Raw genomic sequence first — 21,729 nt, 5'->3', positions numbered from 1 at the left:
TTATTTTCCCATCCGCTTACGGCTAAGACGCGCCAGCCATTCGGACACCAGCAGCGATACCAGCGCCAGAACAATAGAGATGATGCATAACCGCGCGGCGGCGCCTTCGCTGCCGGGCGTTTGAATCAGGGTATACATCGCGGAAGGAATGGTGCGCGTTTCGCCAGGAATGTTTGAGACAAAGGTGATCGTCGCGCCAAACTCCCCCAGCGAACGGGCGAAGGCCAACACCGTGCCGACAATAATGCCCGGCAGGGTCAACGGCAGCGTGATGGTGAAAAATACCCGCCAGCGATTAGCCCCGAGGGTGCGCGCCGCCTGTTCAAGCTTCACGTCCACCCCTTCAAGGGCGAGGCGTATCGCCCGCACCATCAGCGGAAATGACATCACCGCCGCCGCCAGCACCGCCCCCCGCCAGCTGAAGGCGAAAGTCAGACCAAACCAATCATATAACCAACTACCGATAAAGCCGCGTCGCCCCATGGAAATCAGCAACAGATAGCCGACCACCACCGGCGGCAGCACCAGCGGTAAATGTATAATGCTATCGAGTAACGCTTTGCCGGGAAAATGGCGGCGCACCAGCAGCCAGGCGAAAAAGATCCCAAAAGGTAAGCTGCAAACCACCGCCAGGGATGAAACTTTCAGGCTCAGCAGTACCGCCTGCCATTCGGGATCGCTTAAAATCATTGCTGTGTGGTGAATCCGTAACGTTTAAAGATAGCCGAGGCTTCCGGGCCTTTGAGGTAGTCGTAAAACGCGGTTACGGTAGCATTTTTATGCCCATCAACGATAGCCAGCGGATACTCGACTTTTTTGTGCGAGTCCTCCGGGAAGGTGCCCACCACTTTGACCCCCTTGCTGGCGACGGCATCAGAGCCGTAGACGATGCCCAACGGCGCTTCGTTGCGCTCCACCAGCGCTAGCGCGCCACGCACGTCTTCTGCCGGCGCGAGCTTCGGCGACAGCGTCTCCCAGGCCCCGAGTTTCTGTAGCGCTTCTTTCGCGTAGATCCCTGCCGGCACGTGGTCCGGATCGCCGACCGCCAGACGTCCGCCTTGCAGCAGGCTGGTCCAGTCGGTTTTATCATTAATGGCAATATCGCCGCGATCGCTGGCTTTCGGCGCGACCACCACCAGACTATTGCCCAGCAGCGTAGTGCGGGAAGCCGTATCGATTGATTTTTTGTCTACGGCATAGTCCATCCATTTCTGGTCCGCTGAAATAAACAGATCGGCGGGCGCGCCGGCTTCAATCTGCCGCGCCAGCGTGGAGGAAGAAGCAAAGGAAGAGACCACGTCGACACGATGCTCTTTTTTATACGCCTGCGCGATATCCTGCATAGCGTTGGTTAACGACGCCGCGGCAAAAACGGTAATTTTGCCGTCCTGCGCCAGCGCATGACCAGAAACGCAGAGCGTTAATGCCGCTCCGGTGAGAAAACGCGACCATTGACCTGCCATTGGAAACTCCTGTTTATTCGTTATGTAGTAGATAATATAACGACTATGGTGAGAATTTCACAGCGTCAATTAGGGGGAATCGGGATCGGTACAAAAGAAAACGCCCGGCGGACCGGGCGTTGGGGAATCAGTGATTTTGCTGGCTGCTGTCTTTATGACCGACGCCGGAGAAAAGGTTAAACACTTCACCGAGGCCGTAAATCAGACCGAGGATGACCGCCATCACCACAGGTACCATGACGACAGCAAATACCAGACTTTTCAACAGCTCTAACATGGTTGGCTCCAGATAGTACGAATACTTCATTGTAACCATTTCAGCCGGAAAAACACGCCCCATTTGTGCGGTGCCTCGCCGCCGCCGCGGCAGATGCCTGTTGCAAGATGGGCGCTATCGTTCACAATACGCTTTTTACGTCAGGAATTGATTATGCAGGCCGAAATCCTTCTTACGCTTAAGCTTCAGCAGCGCCTGTTCGCCGATCCCCGCCGGATAGCCTTACTCAAGCAGATCGATCGGACTGGCTCAATTAGCCAGGGCGCGAAGAACGCCGGTATCAGCTATAAAAGCGCATGGGATGCGATCAACGAAATGAACCAGCTCAGCGAACAGTCGCTGGTCGACCGCGCCACCGGCGGCAAAGGCGGCGGCGGCGCGGTGCTGACCCGCTATGGCCAGCGGTTGATTCAGTTATACGATCTGTTGGCGCAGATTCAACAAAAAGCCTTCGATGTGTTAAGCGACGATGACGCCCTGCCCCTCGACAGTTTGCTGGCGGCGATTTCCCGCTTCTCGTTACAAACCAGCGCCCGCAACCAGTGGTTCGGCACCATCACCGGTCGCGACCACCAGCAGGTACAGCAACATGTCGACGTGCTGCTGGCGGACGGTCAGACCCGTTTTAAAGTCGCCATTACCGCTCAAAGCGCCGACCGCCTCGGGCTTGATGAAGGCCAGGAAGTGCTGGTGTTGCTGAAAGCGCCGTGGGTCGGCATCACGCTTGACCACGCCGTAGCGCAGCAGGCGGACAACCAGCTTACCGGGCGCATCAGCCACATTGAACGCGGGCCGGATCGGTGCGAAGTTATCATGGCGTTGCCGGATGGGCAAAACCTGTGCGCCACGCTGCCAACGGCGCAAACCGACGGTTTGCAGGAAGGCGCGCAGGCGATCGCTTACTTCAATGCCGATCGTATCATTCTGGCGACCTTATGCTAATGGCATTGACTTTATTGCCGTGAAGTCGTATCCCTGAAGCACAACGCTGCAAAAAGTGGGATACACAATGTCATCATTGCAAATTTCGCAAGGTACGTTTCGCCTTAGCGATACCAAAACATTACATATCGATCACCTCACGCTGCGCGCTGGCGAAAGCTGGGCTTTCGTCGGCAGTAACGGTAGCGGTAAATCGGCGCTGGCCAGAGCGCTGGCCGGTGAACTGACTCTGTTAAACGGGCAGCGCGAAAGCGCATTTCAGCGTACTACTCGCCTCTCCTTCGAACAGCTGCAGAAACTGGTCAGCGACGAGTGGCAACGCAACAACACCGATATGCTGAGCCCCGGCGAAGAAGATACCGGTCGTACCACCGCAGAAATCATCGAAGATGAAAGACGCGATCCGGAGCGCTGTGCCCGGCTGGCGGAGCAGTTTGGCATTAGCCACCTGCTGACGCGGCGCTTTAAATATCTGTCGACAGGCGAAACCCGCAAAACGCTGCTCTGCCAGGCGCTGATGAGTGACCCCGATCTGCTGATCCTCGACGAGCCGTTTGATGGCCTGGATGTCGCTTCGCGCCAACAGTTGGCCGACCTGCTGGCCTGCCTGCATCAGGCTGGTATCACCCTGGTACTGGTACTCAACCGCTTTGATGAAATCCCGGAATTCATTGAATATGCCGGCGTGCTGGCGGATTGCACGCTGAGCGAAACCGGCGAGAAACAGGCGTTATTACAGCAGGCGCTGGTTGCCCAACTGGCGCATAGCGAAAAACTGGCCGGTATGACGCTACCTGAACCGGATGCCCCCGCCGCACGGCATGACTTAGCAGAGAACGCTCCACTTATCGTTCTTAACGACGGCACGGTGTCGTATAACGATAAAGCGATCATCAACCAGCTAAGCTGGACGGTGAACCCCGGCGAACACTGGCAAATTGTCGGCCCTAACGGCGCGGGAAAATCCACATTGCTAAGCCTGATCACCGGTGACCATCCGCAGGGTTACAGCAACGACCTGACGCTCTTTGGCCGCCGTCGCGGCAGCGGCGAGACCATCTGGGACATCAAAAAACATATTGGCTATGTCAGCAGCAGCCTGCATCTGGAATACCGCGTCAGCACAAACGTGCGTAACGTGATCCTTTCCGGCTACTTTGATTCGATAGGCATTTATCAGGCGGTCTCTGATAAGCAGCACAAGCTGGTCCAGCGCTGGCTGGATATTCTCGGCATTGATAAACGCACCGCCGACGCCCCGTTTCATAGTTTGTCGTGGGGACAGCAGCGGCTGGCGCTGATCGTTCGCGCGCTGGTTAAACATCCGACTCTACTGATACTCGACGAACCGTTACAGGGGCTGGATCCGCTGAATCGTCAACTGGTACGTCGTTTTGTTGATGTTTTGATTAGCGAAGGGGCCACGCAGCTGCTGTTTGTATCGCATCACGCCGAAGATGCCCCTGACTGCATCACTCACCGTCTGGAGTTCATTCGCAGTGGAGACGGTTACACTTACCGTCTCGGCGCGCTGGCGGAATAGCGCTATACAGGGGTCTGCGGATCCCTGTATTTTTTCAGAGAAATAACCAAAAACCACTACAACACACTGTTTTATAAATAATTACCTAAAATCAGTCTTAATACACCATCAAGTGTAAACGATTCCACTATTTTAGCCTGTGTCACACTTTTGCCTTCTTTGGTATGCTATCTTCTTCTCACACGATAAGCCTATTGGAGCGAATCATGAAAGTACTGGTCACAGGTGGTAGCGGTTACATTGGAAGTCATACTTGCGTACAGCTGCTGCTGCAGGGACATGATGTGATTATTCTCGACAATCTCTGCAACAGTAAACGCAGCGTATTGCCGGTCATTGAACGTCTCGGCGGCAAGAAAGCCACCTTTGTCGAAGGCGATATTCGTAATGAAGCGCTGATGACGGAAATTCTGCACGATCACGCTATTGAAGCGGTGATCCATTTTGCCGGCCTGAAAGCCGTCGGCGAGTCCGTCGCCAAACCGCTGGAATATTACGACAATAACGTCACCGGTACACTTAAATTAGTTTCCGCTATGCGCGCAGCCGGCGTTAAAAACTTTATTTTTAGCTCCTCCGCAACCGTCTACGGCGACCAGCCAAAGATCCCTTATGTTGAAAGCTTCCCGACCGGTACCCCGCAAAGCCCCTACGGTAAAAGCAAACTGATGGTTGAGCAGATCCTCGCCGACCTGCAGAAAGCCCAGCCGGACTGGAGCATCGCGCTGCTGCGCTACTTCAACCCGGTCGGCGCGCATCCATCAGGCGATATGGGCGAAGATCCGCAGGGCATCCCGAACAACCTGATGCCGTATATCGCCCAGGTTGCCGTTGGCCGCCGCGAATCACTGGCAATATTCGGTAACGACTACCCGACCGAAGACGGCACCGGCGTGCGCGACTACATCCACGTGATGGACCTCGCCGACGGCCACGTCGCGGCCATGGAAAAACTGGCGAATAAAGCCGGCGTTCATATCTACAACCTTGGCGCAGGCGTCGGCAGCAGCGTGCTGGACGTGGTCAACGCCTTCAGCAAAGCCTGCGGTAAACCGATTAATTATCACTTCGCGCCGCGCCGCGATGGCGATCTCCCGGCCTATTGGGCTGACGCCGCCAAAGCCGACCGCGAGCTGAACTGGCGCGTGACGCGCAACCTTGACGAAATGGCGCAGGACACCTGGCACTGGCAGTCCCGTCATCCGCAGGGTTATCCGGACTAATAGCCTAAAGGTAAGGCTCTAAGGAAATACCATGACGCAATTTAACCCCGTCGACCATCCGCACCGTCGTTATAACCCGTTAACCGGGCAGTGGATTCTGGTTTCACCGCATCGCGCCAAGCGCCCCTGGCAAGGGGCGCAGGAGACGCCGGCAAAACAAACGTTGCCCGCGCACGATGCGGATTGTTTCTTGTGCCCGGGTAATACCCGCGTCACCGGCGACACTAACCCGAATTACACCGGCACTTACGTGTTTACCAACGATTTTGCGGCATTGATGACCGATACTCCGGACGCCCCGGAGAGCGACGATCCGCTGATGCGCTGCCAAAGCGCGCGCGGCACCAGTCGGGTTATCTGCTTTTCGCCAGACCACAGCAAAACGCTGCCGGAACTGAGCATTGAAGCACTGGAAGGCGTGGTTAAAACGTGGCAAGAGCAGACCGCGGACCTTGGGAAAAGTTATCCCTGGGTCCAGGTCTTCGAAAATAAAGGCGCGGCGATGGGCTGCTCCAATCCGCACCCTCACGGCCAGGTATGGGCCAACAGTTTCCTGCCCAATGAGGCGGAACGTGAGGACCGTCTGCAAAAGAAATATTTCGCTGAGCAGGGTTCGCCGATGCTGGTGGATTATGTGCAACGCGAACTGGCCGACGGCAGCCGTACCGTTGTAGAAACCGAACACTGGCTGGCCGTGGTCCCCTATTGGGCGGCCTGGCCCTTTGAGACGCTGCTGCTGCCAAAAGCGCATATCCAGCGTCTGACCGATTTAACCGTAGCCCAGCGCCACGACCTGGCGCTGGCGCTGAAAAAGCTGACCAGCCGTTACGACAACCTGTTCCAGACCTCCTTCCCCTACTCCATGGGCTGGCACGGCGCGCCGTTTAATAACGAAGATAATCAACACTGGCAGCTGCACGCTCACTTTTACCCGCCGCTGTTGCGCTCCGCCACGGTGCGCAAATTTATGGTCGGTTACGAAATGCTAGCCGAAACCCAGCGCGATCTCACGGCGGAACAAGCCGCCGAAAAGTTACGTGCCGTTAGCGATATCCATTTTCGTGAATCAGGAGTTGAACAATGAGTCTGAAAGAGAACACCCAGGCGCTGTTTGCTGAACAGTTTGGCTACCCTGCTAGTCACGTCATTCAGGCGCCGGGCCGCGTCAACCTGATTGGCGAACATACCGATTACAACGATGGTTTCGTGCTGCCGTGCGCCATTGACTATCAAACCGTAGTCAGCTGCGCGCCGCGTTCTGACCGTATCGTGCGGGTCATTGCCGCCGATTACGATAACCAGCGCGACGAGTTTTCCCTCGATGCGCCCATCGTTAGCCACGACACCCAGCAGTGGTCAAACTACGTACGCGGCGTGGTCAAACATCTGCAGAAGCGCAATAACCACTTCGGCGGCGCCGATCTGGTCATCAGCGGCAACGTACCGCAGGGCGCGGGGTTAAGCTCCTCGGCGTCGCTGGAAGTCGCCGTCGGCACCGTGTTCCAGCAGCTGTATCATCTGCCGCTCGACGGCGCGCAAATCGCCCTTAACGGCCAGGAAGCGGAAAACCAGTTTGTCGGCTGTAATTGCGGCATTATGGACCAGCTTATTTCGGCGCTGGGTAAAAAAGATCATGCGCTGCTAATTGACTGCCGCACCCTGGGCACCAAACCGGTGTCGATGCCGAAAGGCGTCGCGGTGGTGATTATCAACAGCAACTTTAAACGCACGCTGGTCGGCAGCGAATACAACACCCGCCGCGAACAGTGTGAAACCGGCGCGCGTTTCTTCCAGCAGCCTGCTCTGCGTGACGTTGAACTTGCGCAGTTTAATGCCGTGGCCCACGAGCTGGACCCGATTGTGGCGAAACGCGTGCGCCATGTATTAACCGAAAACGCCCGTACCGTCGAAGCGGCGAGCGCGCTGGCAAACGGCGACCTGCAGCGTATGGGCCAACTGATGGCGGAGTCTCACGCTTCCATGCGCGATGATTTTGAGATCACCGTACCGCAAATTGATACGCTGGTTGAGATTGTCAAAGCGGTTATCGGCGACCAGGGGGGCGTGCGGATGACCGGCGGCGGCTTTGGCGGCTGTATCGTTGCCCTGATGCCGGAAGCACTGGTTGAAAAAGTACAGCAGGCGGTTGCCGCTCAGTATGAAGCGAAAACCGGCATTAAAGAGACTTTTTACGTCTGCAAACCATCCCAGGGAGCCGGCCAATGCTAACGCCAACCCGCGAACTCGCGCCCGACGGACAGCCGTGGAACGTGCTAACGCTGCGTAATAACGCCGGGATGACGGTGACGGTGATGGACTGGGGCGCAACGCTACTCTCCGCGCAAGTGCCCCTTGCCGATGGTAGCCTGCGCGAAGCGTTACTGGGCTGCGCCACGCCGCAGCAATATCGCCAGCAGGCGGCATTTCTGGGTGCGTCCGTCGGCCGCTACGCTAACCGTATCGCCAACAGCCGCTTCACGCTCGATGGCGAAATCGTGAATTTAACCCCGTCGAACGAGGCCGGCCACCAGCTCCACGGTGGGCCGGACGGCTTCGACAAGCGTCGCTGGCAAATTGTCAGCCACGACGACACCCAGGTGCTGTTTGCGCTCGACTCCGCCGATGGCGATCAGGGTTTCCCGGGCCATCTGCAGGCAACCGCGCGCTTTCGCCTGACTGACGATAATCGTATCGCCATTGAGTATCGCGCCACCGTTGATAAGCCCTGCCCGGTCAATATGACTAACCATGTCTATTTTAACCTCGACGGCGCGCAGGGCGACGTGCGCCACCACCGCCTGCAGATCTTCGCCGACCAGTATCTGCCGGTGGAGAGCGATGGTATTCCGTATGGCGATTTGCGCGACGTGGAGTACACCAGCTTTGATTTCCGCGCGCCAAAGGTGCTTGCCCACGAGTTCCTTGCCGATGCTGACCAGCAAAAAGTGAAAGGTTACGATCATGCCTTTCTGCTGCAGGCCAAAGGCGATGCCCGCCAGCCGGCGGCGCATGTCTGGTCGCAGGATGAAAAGCTACAGCTGACGGTGTACACCTCCGCCCCGGCGCTGCAGTTTTATTCCGGCAACTATCTCGGCGGCACGCCATCGCGCGGCAGTCAACCTTACGGCGACTGGCAAGGGCTGGCGCTGGAGAGCGAGTTCCTGCCGGACTCCCCAAATCATCCGCACTGGCCGCAGCCAGATTGCGTATTACGGCCCGGCGCCGAGTACGTTAGCCTGACGGAATATCAGTTTATCGCCGGATAACGTCATAACCCTCCCTGCGGAGGGTTTTTTTTCGCCTTTTTGCTCTAATTTGCACCGCTAAAAGACAAAAAACTAACCGGTGTATTACAAGCATCTTACACTGCGTCACTATTTTCGCTATGGTTAGGGATAAGCATTGCCGTGAGGCAAATCACGGCAATATAATGAGAATAGTTATCAATCAATAAACACATACACCACAGTAGTCGGGTTGCGTGTAGGAGGAGTAAGAGAATGGCTGTAACTAAGCTGGTACTAGTTCGTCACGGCGAGAGCCAATGGAACAACGAAAACCGTTTCACCGGTTGGTACGACGTTGACCTGTCTGAAAAAGGCGTTAGCGAAGCGAAAGCGGCAGGTAAACTGCTGAAGGAAGAAGGCTTCAGCTTTGATTTTGCTTATACCTCCGTGCTGAAACGTGCCATCCACACCCTGTGGAACGTGCTCGACGAACTGGATCAGGCCTGGCTGCCGGTTGAGAAATCCTGGAAACTGAACGAACGTCATTACGGCGCACTTCAGGGCCTGAACAAAGCGGAGACCGCTGAGAAGTATGGCGACGAACAGGTTAAACAGTGGCGTCGCGGCTTTGCCGTCACCCCGCCGGAACTGACCAAAGACGATGAACGTTATCCGGGCCACGATCCGCGTTACGCGAAGCTGACCGATGCGGAACTGCCTACCACCGAGAGCCTGGCGCTGACCATTGACCGTGTCGTACCGTACTGGAACGAAACCATTCTGCCACGCCTGAAAAGCGGCGAGCGCGTTATTATCGCCGCTCACGGTAACTCCCTGCGTGCGCTGGTGAAATACCTCGACAACATGGGCGAAGACGAAATCCTCGAACTGAATATCCCGACCGGCGTACCGCTGGTCTATGAGTTCGATGAAAACTTCAAGCCGATCAAACACTACTACCTGGGCAATGCTGACGAAATCGCTGCGAAGGCCGCGGCTGTCGCTAACCAGGGTAAAGCGAAGTAATACGCAACTGAATTATTTCGCCAACAAAAAAGCGTGGAATTTTCCACGCTTTTTTATTTTTAGCTATTGCTGACATAACGCGAAGGCTGCCAGCGATGGCAAAGCGCTGGTTAGCCGCGGCGCGCTTTAACCGCATCCGCCAGTTGGCGCAGGATGGTCTCGGTATCTTCCCAGCCGATGCAGGCGTCGGTCACGCTCTTGCCATAGGTCAGCGGTTCGCCGCTTTCCAGGCTCTGATTGCCTTCCACCAGGTGGCTTTCAATCATCACGCCCATAATCGCGTTTTCACCGCCGGCAATCTGCTGGCACACATCGGCGCCGACTTCCATCTGCTTTTTAAACTGCTTGCTGGAGTTAGCGTGGCTGAAGTCGATCATGATTTGCGCCGGCAGACCGGCTTTTGCCAGACCCACTTTCACTTCGGCAACGTGCTGAGCGCTGTAGTTCGGCTCTTTACCACCGCGCAGAATGATATGACAATCGCTGTTGCCGCTGGTGTTCACAATAGCGGAATGGCCCCACTTCGTTACCGATAAGAAACAGTGCGGCGCGCCAGCTGCATTGATCGCATCGATAGCGACCTTGATGGTGCCATCGGTGCCATTTTTGAAGCCAACCGGGCACGAGAGGCCGGAAGAGAGTTCACGGTGCACCTGGGATTCAGTGGTACGCGCGCCGATTGCGCCCCAGCTCATCAGGTCCGCCACATATTGCGGGGTGATCATGTCAAGGAACTCGCCCGCCGCTGGCAGACCGCTGTCGTTGATTTCCAGCAGCAGCTTACGCGCGATACGCAGCCCGTCGTTAATGCGGAAGCTGTTATCCATATGCGGATCGTTAATTAGCCCCTTCCAACCGACGGTGGTGCGCGGTTTTTCAAAATAGACGCGCATAACGATTTCCAGCTCGCCTTTAAGCGCTTCACGCAACGTCAGCAGGCGGCTGGCATACTCTTTCGCCGCGGCAGGGTCGTGAATAGAGCACGGACCAATGACCACCAGCAGACGATCGTCGTTGCCTTTGAGGATGTTGTGAATCGCTTTGCGAGCATGTGCAACGGTATTAGCAGCATTTTCGGTAGCGGGGAATTTTTCCAGGAGCGCAACGGGAGGTAATAATTCGTTGATCTCTTTAATGCGTAAATCGTCGTTCTGATAATTCATCTTCTTTCCAGGCGTTGCCATACTTATATAATGAAATGCAATCCTTCCAATCTATCTCTTCGGTCAAAAAGTGTAAACGTGATTTTACACTGACGATGGAATAATCCTGGAATTAGGGAAAAATACGCCATAAAGTAGCGAAATCCTGCCAGCCAACTACAATTTTTAACTGCAACATCCAATTAAATGTTTATTTTCAGTATTATATTTTAAATCCTCACGCTAAGGCGGAGTGTTAAACCATAGCACCGCAGATCCCTGGCACATCTCTGTTGGCCGCGTTTAGCCAGCAAATCGACTAAGCAGGAGTATCCGATGAATATGAATAAACTCACAGCCCTACTTCTCACCGCCACCTTAAGCTTAGCCAGCGGCGCCGCGCTGGCCGCCGATAGCGGCGCGCAATCGAACAACGGTCAGGCCAATTCCGCCGCTGATGCCGGACAGGTTGCGCCCGATGCCCGTGAAAACGTGGCGCCAAATAATGTCGATAACGACAAAATTAACTCCGGCGGCACCATGCTTCACCCTGATGGTTCGACAATGAATCATGACGGCATGTCGAGCGAGGAGGTCCATAAAAACAGCATGTGCAAAGATGGACGCTGTCCGGACACGGATAAAAAAATGGAAAGCGGCAATGGCATGAACAACGATGCCAGCAAAACGGATGGCACCTCGCAGTAATTGAAACGGATGAGATAAGGGATCGAGGTGGCAGTGCTCACCTTGATCCCTTTGTTCGCTGAATTTCGGTAAGATGTCATAGTGTAATAATGATAACTATTAAGGGATGACATCATGGCGCATGCACATTCACCGACCCCTGCTGGCGAAAACAGTAACGCCAACCGGCTGCTTTGGGCTTTTATCGTAACCGCCGGCTTTATGATTATTGAGGCCATCGGCGGCGTCATTTCCGGTTCCCTGGCCCTGCTGGCCGATGCCGGACATATGCTCACCGACTCCGCCGCCCTCCTGTTCGCTCTGCTGGCGGTGCGCTTCGCCAGCCGGCCGCCAAATAGCCGCCACACCTTTGGCTGGCTGCGTTTAACCACTCTCGCCGCCTTCGTCAACGCCATCGCCCTGGTGGTCATTACGATTTTCATCTTCTGGGAAGCGGTACAGCGTTTTAACCATCCGCAGCCGGTGGCGGGAAAAACCATGATGGTCATCGCCGTCGCCGGCCTGCTGGCCAATATCATCGCCTTCTGGATCCTGCACCGCGGCAGCGCCGAAAGTAATCTTAACGTTCGCGCGGCGGCACTGCATGTGCTGGGAGATCTATTGGGTTCCGTCGGCGCCATCGTGGCCGCTATCGTCATTCTGATGACCGGCTGGACGCCGATTGACCCGATCCTCTCGGTGCTGGTGTCGTGTTTAGTACTGCGCAGCGCCTGGCGATTGCTGCAGGAGAGTATGAATGAGTTGTTGGAGGGCGCGCCGCGCTCGCTGGATGTCGAAGCATTAGGCCGCGATCTACGCCGCTCAATTCCTGAAGTCCGCGACGTTCACCACGTTCACGTCTGGCTGGTGGGGGAAAAACCGGTGATGACGCTGCACGTACAGGTCGTGCCGCCGCACGATCACGATGCGCTACTTGATAGCATCCAGCATTTTATTGAGCATAAATATGAAATTGAGCATGTGACGGTACAGATGGAGTATCGCCCCTGCAGCGGCCCGGAATGCCACCTGAATCTGGCGCATTCCGGACATGAGCATCATCATCACCATTAACGTGAAAGCGCGTGAGAACCCCGCTCACGCGCGCTGTTAATCCACATCCGGCTGCCATTCAGGGCAATGAACGTCAGCAGCAAATATTCCAGCGACATCGCATACACGCCCTGAAGAGCGAATATCACCACGCTAATGACGTTGATGATCACCCACAGCAGCCAGTTCTCCACGTATTTACGCGTCATCAACACCATCGCGGCAATCGACAGCACCATCATGCAGGAATCCCAGAATGGGAAAGCATCCGGTTCCAGCGTCGGCATCGCCACCTGCAGCCCGAGCATTTGCATCAGGTTGACGGCGATACGGGTCAGGAAGGCAAACACCGGGTTAATAAACACCGTCATCAGGCCGATAGCCACCACGCAGCCCGCCAGCCAGGCCAGCGCTTTTGGCAGCGGCAGCCAGCGAATTTTCAGTTCCGCTTCGTTATCGCTGGTCTGCCTGGACCACGCGTACCAACCGTAAACGTTCGCCGCGAAGAAAAACAGCTGCAGCAGCAGGCTGGCGTACAGCTGGATCTGGAAGAAGATGATCGCAAAAAGCGTCACGTTCACCAGGCCGAAGGCATAGTTGCTAATCTTTTCCAGGCTCGCCAGCCAGATGCACAACAGGCCGGCGATGGTCCCCACAGCCTCAATCCACGACAGATCGTAGCCACCGGCGCCGATCGGTATATGCACTAAAATATTCTGCGTACTGAAAAAATCCATTTTATCCCCTAAGCGTAACGCGACGCGGTAATGAGTTATCCCCGTAGTGTAGCCGCAAATTCCAGCATACGGTTAAGCGGAATTAATGCCCCGGCACGCAGTTTGGCGTCAACGTGAATTTCGTGTTCAACGCCGCCCTGCTCTAACCCTTCCGCTATCGCTTTCAGGCCGTTCATCGCCATCCATGGACAATGGGCGCAGCTGCGACAGGTTGCGCCCTCACCTGCCGTAGGCGCTTCCAGCAGCTCTTTTTCCGGTACCGCCTGCTGCATTTTATAGAAGATCCCGCGATCGGTTGCCACGATAAGCTGGCGCTGCGGCAGGCTTTTCGCCGCGGCAATTAATTGGCTGGTTGATCCTACCGCATCCGCCATGTCGACAATCGCCTGCGGTGATTCCGGATGCACCAGGATCGCCGCGTCGGGGTAGAGCCCCTTCATGCGCGCCAGCGCCTGGGTTTTGAATTCATCATGGACGATGCAGGCGCCCTGCCAGCACAGCACGTCGGCCCCGGTCTGGCGCTGTACATAGCGGCCAAGGTGGCGGTCCGGCGCCCAAAGTATCTTTTGTCCGAGGCTATCGAGATGCTCAATCAACTCCACCGCGATGCTGGAAGTCACTACCCAGTCGGCGCGCGCTTTTACCGCCGCTGACGTATTGGCATAGACCACCACGGTGCGATCCGGGTGAGCATCGCAAAACGCGTTAAAGTCATCAATGGGACAGCCGAGATCCAGCGAACATTCCGCATTCAGCGTCGGCATCAAAATGGTCTTTTCCGGACTGAGAATTTTGGCCGTTTCGCCCATAAAACGCACTCCGGCAACCAGCAGCGTGGAGGCCGGGTGACGCGCGCCAAAACGCGCCATTTCCAGCGAGTCGGCAATACAACCGCCGGTCTCTTCGGCCAGTTGCTGAATTTCAGGATCGGTGTAGTAATGCGCCACCATCACGGCGTCGCGTTCACGCAGCAGGCGTTTAATTTTCTCGCGGTAAAACACTTTTTCGTCACGGTTCAACGGTTGTGGTTTTGGCGGGAAAGGATAAATCGCCGTTTCAGGATCAAACATTACGCTCATCATGCAATCTCGTTTTACTGGCTTAACTTTGAAACCGTAAATATCGCTATGTATCGCCTTAATACGGTTCTTGTGTTTTATATGCTAAACAAGATAGCCGATCGCAAGCGAAATGTCGTGATGAATTTTGTATTCCCCGGGGACGATGCTGCGCATCTTCCCGGGCTACCGGTTCGTGCGCTATGGAGTCAAGGTAAGCGTAGTGCGAACATGGAGTTGATTGTGGAGAATGACGCATAGCAAAAAGGCGCCTTTAGGGCGCCTTTTTACATTGGTGGGTCGTGCAGGATGACTCAGCTTCGCCTCGCCCTACGGGCCGTTGCTGACGCAACGTTATCCTTCACGCTCAACATCTGAGATAAATGTTGAATTTGGTGGGTCGTGCAGGATTCGAACCTGCGACCAATTGATTAAAAGTCAACTGCTCTACCAACTGAGCTAACGACCCCTTGCGGGATTTTACTGCTGTAATCATTCAGGATGGTGGGTCGTGCAGGATGACTCGGCTTTGCCTCGCCCTTCGGGCCGTTGCTATCGCAACGTTATCCTTCACGTTCTACCAGAAACCACCGTTAAAGATTGGTGGGTCGTGCAGGATTCGAACCTGCGACCAATTGATTAAAAGTCAACTGCTCTACCAACTGAGCTAACGACCCGCTCTGGTACTACCTGAATAATTTTACTCGACACCAATACTGAAATTGGTGGGTCGTGCAGGATTCGAACCTGCGACCAATTGATTAAAAGTCAACTGCTCTACCAACTGAGCTAACGACCCGAGTGGTGGGTGATGACGGGATCGAACCGCCGACCCCCTCCTTGTAAGGGAGGTGCTCTCCCAGCTGAGCTAATCACCCGATACTGCGCTGGATACTACCGATACTGCTTCCACCGACCCCATCATTAAGATGGTGGGTCGTGCAGGATGACTCGCTTCGCTCGCCCTACGGGCCGTTGCTGAAGCAACGTTATCCTTCACGTTTAACATCGAAGTTCGATGCTAAAAATGGTGGGTCGTGCAGGATTCGAACCTGCGACCAATTGATTAAAAGTCAACTGCTCTACCAACTGAGCTAACGACCCGGTGGTGGGTGATGACGGGATCGAACCGCCGACCCCCTCCTTGTAAGGGAGGTGCTCTCCCAGCTGAGCTAATCACCCGATACTACGCTGGATACTACAATTAAAACTAATTAGTGGTGGGTCGTGCAGGATTCGAACCTGCGACCAATTGATTAAAAGTCAACTGCTCTACCAACTGAGCTAACGACCCACTCTGGCGTCGCTTTGGGCTTGTTCGATATCCCTTGGCAACGGCGGCATATATTACTGATTTCAGATTTCAGCGCAACTAAAATTTCGATAAAGATCACTTAACTGCTTGGGTTTCGTGCGACAAGACCAGAAATAACGCGATTTCTGGTCATGCCATAATCAACCCAGGGCGTTAAGGCGTTTTTGCGCTTGTTTCGCACCATCGGTGCCAGGGAATTTGCTGACCACCTGCTGGTAAACCGCTTTCGCTTTAGCGGTGTCACCTTTGTCCTGCATGATAACGCCGACTTTAAACATCGCATCCGGCGCTTTCGGGGATTTCGGATAGTTTTTCACCACCGAGGCAAAATAATATGCCGCATCGTCTTTTTTCCCCTTATTGTAGTTCAACTGTCCGAGCCAGTAGTTGGCGTTCGGCTGATAGGTTGAATCCGGGTACTTCTTGACGAAGTTCTGAAACGCCACCATCGCGTCATCCTGGCGGGACGAATCTTTAACCAGCGCAATAGCCGCGTTGTAATCGGTGTTGGCATCCCCGGTCATCGCAGGCGCCCCAGAAGAGGCCGCCGGCGCTGTACTGGCGGTAGCCGAACTCTGATCGCCAGAAGACGATGGAGCCTGCGCCTGCGCGCCTGCCGCTGCTGCTCCGCCACCGCTCGTCAGCCCGTCGATCTGTTGCAGAATCTGCTTCTGGCGTTCGACAATCTGATTGAGCTGATACTGATTTTCCTGAATCTGACCGCGCAGGGAATCAATATCGCTTTGGTTATCGGAGAGTTGTTGCTGGAGTTGGGTTAAAAGCTGGCTGTGAGCATTGGAAATACGCTCAAGTTGAGTGACGCGGTCTTCGACCGAGCCTGAGCCGACACTACTGATTGGCGCCTGAGCAAAAGCGGCCCAGGGGGCCGCTATGCCAACCAGTAACGACAGACTCAATAAATGATGTCTGAAGTTACTGCTCATGCAATTCTCTTAGTAAACCAGTACGGCGCGACGGTTTTTGGCATATGCCGCTTCGTCATGACCCAGTACTGCAGGTTTTTCTTTACCGTAAGAAACGATGGAAATCTGGTCAGCAGAAACACCTTTGCCCTGCAGATACATCTTAACGGCGTTAGCACGACGCTCACCCAGAGCGATGTTGTATTCCGGAGTACCGCGCTCATCCGCGTGACCTTCTACGGTCACTTTGTAGGACGGGTTGCTACGCAGGAAGTTAGCGTGCGCATCCAGCATTGCAGCGAAGTCAGAACGGATATCGTACTTGTCCAGATCGAAGTAAACGATGTTGTTCTGCTGCAGCTGCTGCATCTGCAGACGAGCTTGCTCTTCGGAAGACATGTTGCCGCCGTTAGCGTTAGCGTCCATACCAGTGCCGGCACCCAGCATGCCTTCACCGCTCTGGTCGTTGCTGGCGTTCTTGTTGGAAGAACACGCCGCGATTGCCATAACCGGCAGAGCGATCATCAGCCCTTTCAGCACTTTGTTCAGTTGCATTTCTTTGATTCCTTTAATAATCAATTATTTATTATCACAGATACGGCGACCAGGCAGGGAATTTTACCTGTCCATCAGTTGCCGGAAGACGCGCTTTGAAACGCCCATCTGTAGAAACCAGATTCAGCACGGATCCCATCCCCTGAGAAGAGCTGTAGATTACCATAGTGCCGTTAGGTGCCAGACTTGGCGTTTCATCTAAAAACGTTGATGACAGAACCTGTACACCACCCGCTTCCAGATCTTGCTTAGCAATGTGTTGCTGACCGTTGGCCGAGCTCACCATTACCATAATTTTACCATCAGCGCTGACGTCAGCATCCTGGTTCTGCGAACCTTCCCAGGTAATACGCTGCGGCGTACCGCCGTTGATGTTGACTTTATACACCTGAGGACGGCCAGCCTGGTCGGAAGTAAACGCCAGATTCTGGCTATCCGGGAACCAGCTCGGTTCGGTGTTATTGCTGCGACCGTTAGTCACCTGACGAATCTGGCCGGAGCCGAGGTCCATCACGTACAGGTTCAGGCTACCGGTTTTCGACAGTGCGAATGCCAGTTTGCTGCCGTCCGGCGAGAAGGCCGGTGCGCCGTTATGCTGCGGGAAGGAAGCAATCTGACGGACTGCGCCATTCGCCAGCGTCTGGACTACCAGCGCGGAGCGGCCGCTTTCGAAGGTCACATAGGCCAGTTTAGAACCGTCCGGAGACCATGCCGGCGACATCAGCGGCTGCGATGAACGGTGAACCAGGAACTGGTTGTAGCCATCGTAGTCAGAGACGCGCAGCTCATACGGGAACTGGCCGCCGTTGGTGCGAACCACATAAGCGATACGGGTACGGAAAGCGCCTTTAATCCCGGTCAGCTTTTCGAATACCGCGTCACTGGCAGTATGTCCGGCATAACGCAGGTACTGCTTGGTCACTTTAAAAGAGCCTTGCGACAGGATGGTACCCGGCGCACCGCCGGTATCCACCAGCTGATAGGCAACCTGGTAAGAACCGTCAGGGTTTGGCGTCACCTGGCCTACGACCACGGCGTCAACGCCCAGCGCAGACCATGCCGCAGGCTGCACTTCCTGAGCGCTACCCGGCTGCTGAGGCAGGCGCGAGCGATCCAGCGGATTAAACTTGCCGCTGTTACGCAGGTCAGCCGCTACCACGCCGCCAATATCTTCAGGCGCAGCGCCCGGGCCAGCCCACTGGAATGGCACCACACCGATGGGGCGCGCCGAGTCCACCCCCTGGGTGATCTCGATGCGTACTTCTGCGTGCAGCACCGCCGCCCACAGCATCAAAAAACCAAATGCTACTCGTAATGCCTGCTTCATCATATCTCCCTTATCCGGGCGGAAAGCCCACGATAATTTAGCAGAATGTTAACAAACCCAAATACACAAAACTACCAAAACCCTGTGACTACCATAGATTGTTTTTCCCCGCTTGCACGGGGAATTTTCTACTTATGGTTTAAAGTCCAGTGGCGCATTTTTGAATGTTTCATAAATAGCCTGTGACGGCGGTTTAGGGAACTTCGTCATCCGGTTTGTCGCCGCCAGCATTTGCTGACAGAACGCCGGATCGCCGCCTTCAGATTTCACACTCAACAATGTTCCATCCTGAGCCAGGTTCACACGCAAAGTACAGGTTTTGCCCTTATAGGTATCCCAGTCATAGAGATGGCCTCTAATGGCATTCTGAACCAGTTGACTATAGTTGTTAATCTCAGCCTGAGATGCTCCACCCTGCCCCTGCTTACTTCCTTTAGCAGGAGAAGTGCCCCCAGCGCTACCGCTGGTGTTACCTTTCGGCGCATTCTTACCTGAACTCAGATCGCCGAGCAGATCGTCAACACCGCTTGCTTCTTTAGCGGCAGCGGCTTTCTTAGCCGCGGCGGCCTTCGCGGCGGCGGCTTTGGCCGCTTTATCAGCCGCCGCTTTTTCTGCGGCGGCAGCTTTGGCGGCGGCGGCTTTTTCGGCTGCTGCGGCTTTTTCGGCTGCTGCGGCTTTTTCAGCAGCGGCCTTCTCGGCGGCTGCTTTTTCCGCGGCAGCTTTCTGGGCAGCGGCTTTCTCAGCGGCGGCCTTTTCTGCCGCAGCCTGTTTCGCCGCTTCCTGCTGGGCTTTCTTCTCGGCCTGCTGCTGCGCTTTCTTCTCTGCATCCTGCTGAGCTTTTTTCGCAGCTTCCGCTTCGGCTTTCTTCTGCGCATCCGCGGCGGCTTTGGCCGCTTCGGCTTCCGCCTGCTTCTTGGCGTCGGCAGCCGCTTTAGCCGCCGCCTTAGCGGCAGCCGCTTCCGCGACTTTCGCCTGAGCATCGGCCTTAGCTTTGGCATCAGCGGCGGCTTTGGCGGCAGCTTCCTGCGCCTCTTTCGCCTGGGCATCCGCTTTCGCTTTTGCCGCGGCGGCAGCCTTAGCTGCGGCCTCTTCAGCCTGTTTCTGCTGTTCTTTCGCTTCTTTCGCCGCTTCCTGCGCCTGCAGACGTTCTTGTTCCATTTGCTTCAGGCGTTCCTGCTCGGCCGCCTGTTTTTCCCGCAGCTCTTCAGCCTGCTGCTGAGCCTGCTTTTCTCGCTGCTCGGCCGCGCGACGCGCGCTGGACTGCTGCTGTTGCTGGCGGTTGTAGTTGTTGACTACCGCGCCTGGATCGACCATGACTGCATCAATGGATGAACCTCCGCCGCCGCCGGCAGAAGCATCCAGATGCTCATCGAACGAACTCCAGATCAGTAGCGCAATCAGAATGATGTGCAGCACCACTGAAACTATGATCGCTCGTTTAAGCTTATCGTTTTGTTCGGTTGCCTTTGACACTATCGGTTCCCAAAAACTGTTCGCCTGTTGCCGCTTAAAAGCAACGGCGGAATGCTATCGATATCCACCGCCGCTCGCTTTGCGGGCCGATTAAATAGGCTTGGTCATTAAGCCAACCGATTTAACCCCTGCACTATGCAACAGGTTAAGCGCTTTAATAATTTCATCGTAAGGCACATCTTTCGCGCCGCCGATAAGGAACACCGTCTTCTCATTCGCTTCGAGTCGGCGCTTCGCTTCAGCAATGACCTGCTCCGGCGGCAACTGAGACAACGTTTCCTGACCGACTTTCACGCTGTACTGCCCTACTCCGGAGACTTCAACGATAACCGGTGGTTCATCGTTGCTTTTCACCGCTTGCGACTCCGTGGCGTCCGGCAGATCGACTTCCACGCTCTGCGTAATGATCGGCGCTGTCGCCATGAAGATCAGCAACAGCACCAACAGGACATCCAGCAGCGGAACGATGTTAATCTCGGACTTCAGTTCGCGACGTCCGCGTCCACGTGCTCTGGCCATGGCTTACCCCTTATTGCTTTCGCTGCTGGTAAACGCCTGACGGTGCAGAATAGCGGTGAACTCTTCCATAAAGTTGTCGTAGTTCAGTTCAAGTTTGTTCACGCGCTGGTTCAGACGGTTGTAGGCCATAACCGCCGGGATGGCGGCGAACAGACCGATTGCCGTGGCGATCAGCGCTTCCGCGATCCCCGGTGCAACCATCTGCAGCGTCGCCTGCTTCACCGCGCCGAGGGCGATAAAGGCGTGCATGATCCCCCAGACGGTACCGAACAGGCCGATATACGGGCTGATAGAACCCACGGTGCCAAGGAACGGAATATGCGTTTCCAGCGTTTCCAGTTCGCGATTCATCGAGATACGCATCGCGCGCGACGCCCCTTCGACAATCGCTTCCGGCGCATGGCTGTTGGCGCGATGCAGACGAGCGAACTCTTTAAAGCCGCTGTAAAAAATCTGCTCGGAACCGGCGAGACTATCGCGACGGCCCTGGCTCTCCTGGTACAGGCGAGACAGTTCAATGCCGGACCAGAACTTATCTTCAAACGCTTCGGCTTCGCGGCTGGCGGAATTGAGGATACGCGTTCTCTGAATAATAATAGCCCAGGAAGCGATAGAAAAACCAATCAAAATCAACATGATAAGTTTAACCAGAAGGCTCGCCTTCAGGAACAAATCAAGGATATTCATGTCAGTCACTGCTTAAACTCCGCGACAATAGACTTGGGAAGCGCACGAGGCTTCATTAAGAGTGGATCAACGCACACAATGAGAACTTCAGCTTCGTTCAAAACTGTATTCTCGGCGTTGACGATTCGCTGCGTGAAAACCAAAGAGGTGCCTCGCATCGAGGTAATTTCCGTCTGGATTTCGAGCATGTCGTCGAGTCTGGCGGGCGCAAAATACTCCAGCGTCATTTTGCGAACGACAAAGGCAACTCGTTCAGCCAACAGAACCTGCTGACTGAAGTGATGGTGGCGCAGCATCTCTGTGCGTGCTCTTTCATAAAAAGCGACGTAACTGGCGTGGTAAACCACACCACCGGCATCGGTATCTTCGTAGTAGACCCGGACCGGCCATCGAAACAGCGTTGTATTCACTTTACATCCCGGTAATGCAAAAAAAGAGTAGTGCTTTCAAACTTCGCTACTATACGCGCGGGAATCGTGGTTTGGAATGGGAGAAAGTAAACGGCGAGTAAATTTTTATGGGCTTATGCAAGCCCATGCGGTTAACAGACTT

The 21,729-nt window shown here is 55.2% G+C and carries 22 protein-coding genes and 7 tRNA genes; 9 read left to right on the top strand and 20 right to left on the bottom strand.

Annotated elements, in window-relative coordinates:
• The 3 genes from modB to ACSEMK_RS02290 form a co-directional block, all read right to left on the bottom strand.
• Complete coding sequence (gene modB, locus ACSEMK_RS02300) at positions 1 to 690, bottom strand: molybdate ABC transporter permease subunit (RefSeq protein ID WP_015367643.1); 690 nt, start codon at positions 688 to 690, stop codon at positions 1 to 3.
• Positions 687 to 1,463: a molybdate ABC transporter substrate-binding protein gene (modA, locus tag ACSEMK_RS02295; RefSeq protein WP_087860063.1), complete on the bottom strand. Its 777-nt coding sequence runs from the start codon at positions 1,461 to 1,463 to the stop codon at positions 687 to 689. The genes modB and modA overlap by 4 nt, the downstream gene beginning before the upstream one ends.
• A 127-nt stretch (positions 1,464 to 1,590) precedes the next feature.
• A complete protein-coding gene (locus ACSEMK_RS02290; protein WP_087860064.1) occupies positions 1,591 to 1,740 on the bottom strand; it encodes an AcrZ family multidrug efflux pump-associated protein in 150 nt (49 codons plus the stop codon).
• Between the two features lie 153 nt (positions 1,741 to 1,893).
• On the opposite strand from ACSEMK_RS02290, the gene modE reads away from it, so the two are divergent.
• The 7 genes from modE (at position 1,894) to gpmA (ending at position 9,701) form a co-directional block, all read left to right on the top strand.
• Positions 1,894 to 2,682 carry a molybdenum-dependent transcriptional regulator gene (gene modE / locus ACSEMK_RS02285; RefSeq protein ID WP_087860065.1) on the top strand — a complete coding sequence of 263 codons (789 nt, stop codon included), beginning with the start codon at positions 1,894 to 1,896 and terminating at the stop codon, positions 2,680 to 2,682.
• Between the two features lie 67 nt (positions 2,683 to 2,749).
• Positions 2,750 to 4,225: a molybdate ABC transporter ATP-binding protein ModF gene (gene modF, locus ACSEMK_RS02280; RefSeq protein WP_430914372.1), complete on the top strand. Its 1,476-nt coding sequence runs from the start codon at positions 2,750 to 2,752 to the stop codon at positions 4,223 to 4,225.
• A gap of 206 nt (positions 4,226 to 4,431) precedes the next feature.
• Positions 4,432 to 5,448: a UDP-glucose 4-epimerase GalE gene (galE, locus tag ACSEMK_RS02275; RefSeq protein ID WP_045364697.1), complete on the top strand. Its 1,017-nt coding sequence runs from the start codon at positions 4,432 to 4,434 to the stop codon at positions 5,446 to 5,448.
• Positions 5,449 to 5,479: 31 nt separating this feature from the next.
• The gene (gene galT / locus ACSEMK_RS02270) at positions 5,480 to 6,532 is read left to right on the top strand and encodes a galactose-1-phosphate uridylyltransferase (protein WP_316424426.1); all 1,053 of its coding nucleotides are present in this window, start codon (positions 5,480 to 5,482) and stop codon (positions 6,530 to 6,532) included.
• Positions 6,529 to 7,677, top strand: a complete 1,149-nt coding sequence (galK, locus tag ACSEMK_RS02265) for a galactokinase (protein WP_213317971.1) — start codon at positions 6,529 to 6,531, stop codon at positions 7,675 to 7,677. Before galT ends, galK begins: the two co-directional genes overlap by 4 nt.
• Positions 7,671 to 8,714, top strand: a complete 1,044-nt coding sequence (galM, locus tag ACSEMK_RS02260; protein ID WP_430914373.1) for a galactose-1-epimerase — start codon at positions 7,671 to 7,673, stop codon at positions 8,712 to 8,714. Before galK ends, galM begins: the two co-directional genes overlap by 7 nt.
• Before the next feature lie 234 nt (positions 8,715 to 8,948).
• Positions 8,949 to 9,701, top strand: a complete 753-nt coding sequence (gpmA, locus tag ACSEMK_RS02255; protein ID WP_015367652.1) for a 2,3-diphosphoglycerate-dependent phosphoglycerate mutase — start codon at positions 8,949 to 8,951, stop codon at positions 9,699 to 9,701.
• A gap of 110 nt (positions 9,702 to 9,811) precedes the next feature.
• Here the strand turns inward: gpmA and aroG are convergent, their stop codons facing one another.
• Entirely contained in the window at positions 9,812 to 10,864 is a 1,053-nt protein-coding gene (aroG, locus tag ACSEMK_RS02250; protein ID WP_015367653.1) for a 3-deoxy-7-phosphoheptulonate synthase AroG, read from the bottom strand.
• A 315-nt stretch (positions 10,865 to 11,179) separates the two neighbouring features.
• Here aroG and ACSEMK_RS02245 point away from each other — a divergent pair, with 315 nt between their 5' ends.
• On the top strand, positions 11,180 to 11,551 hold the full coding sequence (locus ACSEMK_RS02245; protein WP_430914374.1) for a YbgS-like family protein: 372 nt from the start codon (positions 11,180 to 11,182) through the stop codon (positions 11,549 to 11,551).
• 114 nt (positions 11,552 to 11,665) lie between these two features.
• Positions 11,666 to 12,604, top strand: a complete 939-nt coding sequence (gene zitB / locus ACSEMK_RS02240) for a CDF family zinc transporter ZitB (protein WP_430914375.1) — start codon at positions 11,666 to 11,668, stop codon at positions 12,602 to 12,604.
• Here zitB and pnuC read toward each other — a convergent pair.
• The 16 genes from pnuC to ybgC all read right to left on the bottom strand — a co-directional run bounded on the left by pnuC (position 12,601) and on the right by ybgC (position 21,587).
• Positions 12,601 to 13,320, bottom strand: coding sequence for a nicotinamide riboside transporter PnuC (pnuC, locus tag ACSEMK_RS02235; RefSeq protein WP_015367656.1), 720 nt, complete (start codon positions 13,318 to 13,320; stop codon positions 12,601 to 12,603). The two genes, zitB and pnuC, sit on opposite strands and share 4 nt — an antisense overlap.
• Positions 13,321 to 13,355: 35 nt before the next feature.
• The gene (gene nadA / locus ACSEMK_RS02230; protein ID WP_046884155.1) at positions 13,356 to 14,399 is read right to left on the bottom strand and encodes a quinolinate synthase NadA; all 1,044 of its coding nucleotides are present in this window, start codon (positions 14,397 to 14,399) and stop codon (positions 13,356 to 13,358) included.
• Between the two features lie 372 nt (positions 14,400 to 14,771).
• Positions 14,772 to 14,847 (bottom strand) — tRNA-Lys (locus ACSEMK_RS02225).
• A gap of 132 nt (positions 14,848 to 14,979) precedes the next feature.
• Positions 14,980 to 15,055 (bottom strand) — tRNA-Lys (locus tag ACSEMK_RS02220).
• Positions 15,056 to 15,101: 46 nt separating this feature from the next.
• A tRNA-Lys gene (locus ACSEMK_RS02215) sits at positions 15,102 to 15,177 on the bottom strand.
• Positions 15,178 to 15,180: 3 nt separating this feature from the next.
• Positions 15,181 to 15,256, bottom strand: a tRNA-Val gene (locus ACSEMK_RS02210).
• 150 nt (positions 15,257 to 15,406) lie between these two features.
• A tRNA-Lys gene (locus ACSEMK_RS02205) sits at positions 15,407 to 15,482 on the bottom strand.
• A 2-nt stretch (positions 15,483 to 15,484) separates the two neighbouring features.
• Positions 15,485 to 15,560 (bottom strand) — tRNA-Val (locus tag ACSEMK_RS02200).
• A gap of 36 nt (positions 15,561 to 15,596) precedes the next feature.
• Positions 15,597 to 15,672: transfer RNA gene (locus ACSEMK_RS02195), tRNA-Lys, on the bottom strand.
• Positions 15,673 to 15,833: 161 nt separating this feature from the next.
• A complete protein-coding gene (gene cpoB / locus ACSEMK_RS02190; protein ID WP_411325808.1) occupies positions 15,834 to 16,637 on the bottom strand; it encodes a cell division protein CpoB in 804 nt (267 codons plus the stop codon).
• A 9-nt stretch (positions 16,638 to 16,646) separates the two neighbouring features.
• Entirely contained in the window at positions 16,647 to 17,171 is a 525-nt protein-coding gene (gene pal, locus ACSEMK_RS02185; RefSeq protein ID WP_004859700.1) for a peptidoglycan-associated lipoprotein Pal, read from the bottom strand.
• 34 nt (positions 17,172 to 17,205) lie between these two features.
• Positions 17,206 to 18,498, bottom strand: a complete 1,293-nt coding sequence (gene tolB, locus ACSEMK_RS02180; protein WP_015367659.1) for a Tol-Pal system beta propeller repeat protein TolB — start codon at positions 18,496 to 18,498, stop codon at positions 17,206 to 17,208.
• A gap of 132 nt (positions 18,499 to 18,630) precedes the next feature.
• A complete protein-coding gene (gene tolA, locus ACSEMK_RS02175; protein ID WP_430914376.1) occupies positions 18,631 to 19,971 on the bottom strand; it encodes a cell envelope integrity protein TolA in 1,341 nt (446 codons plus the stop codon).
• A 90-nt stretch (positions 19,972 to 20,061) separates the two neighbouring features.
• Positions 20,062 to 20,490, bottom strand: a complete 429-nt coding sequence (gene tolR, locus ACSEMK_RS02170) for a colicin uptake protein TolR (RefSeq protein ID WP_015367661.1) — start codon at positions 20,488 to 20,490, stop codon at positions 20,062 to 20,064.
• Positions 20,491 to 20,493: 3 nt separating this feature from the next.
• A complete protein-coding gene (gene tolQ, locus ACSEMK_RS02165) occupies positions 20,494 to 21,186 on the bottom strand; it encodes a Tol-Pal system protein TolQ (protein WP_015704769.1) in 693 nt (230 codons plus the stop codon).
• Positions 21,183 to 21,587 (bottom strand): tol-pal system-associated acyl-CoA thioesterase, encoded by a 405-nt coding sequence (gene ybgC / locus ACSEMK_RS02160; protein ID WP_004859689.1) that lies wholly within the window; start codon positions 21,585 to 21,587, stop codon positions 21,183 to 21,185. Before ybgC ends, tolQ begins: the two co-directional genes overlap by 4 nt.
• Positions 21,588 to 21,729 lie beyond the last annotated feature (142 nt).

Origin of the sequence: Klebsiella sp. K-3 (genome assembly GCF_051207495.1) — a bacterium.
GTDB classification, from domain to species: Bacteria; Pseudomonadota; Gammaproteobacteria; order Enterobacterales; family Enterobacteriaceae; genus Klebsiella; species Klebsiella aerogenes.
This window is presented reverse-complemented; position numbering and strand designations above follow the sequence as displayed.

What these genes read in the sequence shown, in the direction of transcription:
- modB (WP_015367643.1), bottom strand. Translation starts at nt 690, where the DNA reads ATGATTTTAAGCGATCCCGAATGGCAGGCGGTACTGCTGAGCCTGAAA.
- galK (WP_213317971.1), top strand. Translation starts at nt 6,529, where the DNA reads ATGAGTCTGAAAGAGAACACCCAGGCGCTGTTTGCTGAACAGTTTGGC.
- pnuC (WP_015367656.1), bottom strand. Translation starts at nt 13,320, where the DNA reads ATGGATTTTTTCAGTACGCAGAATATTTTAGTGCATATACCGATCGGC.
- modE (WP_087860065.1), top strand. Translation starts at nt 1,894, where the DNA reads ATGCAGGCCGAAATCCTTCTTACGCTTAAGCTTCAGCAGCGCCTGTTC.
- ACSEMK_RS02290 (WP_087860064.1), bottom strand. Translation starts at nt 1,740, where the DNA reads ATGTTAGAGCTGTTGAAAAGTCTGGTATTTGCTGTCGTCATGGTACCT.
- cpoB (WP_411325808.1), bottom strand. Translation starts at nt 16,637, where the DNA reads ATGAGCAGTAACTTCAGACATCATTTATTGAGTCTGTCGTTACTGGTT.
- tolR (WP_015367661.1), bottom strand. Translation starts at nt 20,490, where the DNA reads ATGGCCAGAGCACGTGGACGCGGACGTCGCGAACTGAAGTCCGAGATT.
- gpmA (WP_015367652.1), top strand. Translation starts at nt 8,949, where the DNA reads ATGGCTGTAACTAAGCTGGTACTAGTTCGTCACGGCGAGAGCCAATGG.
- zitB (WP_430914375.1), top strand. Translation starts at nt 11,666, where the DNA reads ATGGCGCATGCACATTCACCGACCCCTGCTGGCGAAAACAGTAACGCC.
- modA (WP_087860063.1), bottom strand. Translation starts at nt 1,463, where the DNA reads ATGGCAGGTCAATGGTCGCGTTTTCTCACCGGAGCGGCATTAACGCTC.
- modF (WP_430914372.1), top strand. Translation starts at nt 2,750, where the DNA reads ATGTCATCATTGCAAATTTCGCAAGGTACGTTTCGCCTTAGCGATACC.
- nadA (WP_046884155.1), bottom strand. Translation starts at nt 14,399, where the DNA reads ATGAGCGTAATGTTTGATCCTGAAACGGCGATTTATCCTTTCCCGCCA.
- aroG (WP_015367653.1), bottom strand. Translation starts at nt 10,864, where the DNA reads ATGAATTATCAGAACGACGATTTACGCATTAAAGAGATCAACGAATTA.
- pal (WP_004859700.1), bottom strand. Translation starts at nt 17,171, where the DNA reads ATGCAACTGAACAAAGTGCTGAAAGGGCTGATGATCGCTCTGCCGGTT.
- galM (WP_430914373.1), top strand. Translation starts at nt 7,671, where the DNA reads ATGCTAACGCCAACCCGCGAACTCGCGCCCGACGGACAGCCGTGGAAC.
- galT (WP_316424426.1), top strand. Translation starts at nt 5,480, where the DNA reads ATGACGCAATTTAACCCCGTCGACCATCCGCACCGTCGTTATAACCCG.
- galE (WP_045364697.1), top strand. Translation starts at nt 4,432, where the DNA reads ATGAAAGTACTGGTCACAGGTGGTAGCGGTTACATTGGAAGTCATACT.
- tolB (WP_015367659.1), bottom strand. Translation starts at nt 18,498, where the DNA reads ATGAAGCAGGCATTACGAGTAGCATTTGGTTTTTTGATGCTGTGGGCG.
- ACSEMK_RS02245 (WP_430914374.1), top strand. Translation starts at nt 11,180, where the DNA reads ATGAATATGAATAAACTCACAGCCCTACTTCTCACCGCCACCTTAAGC.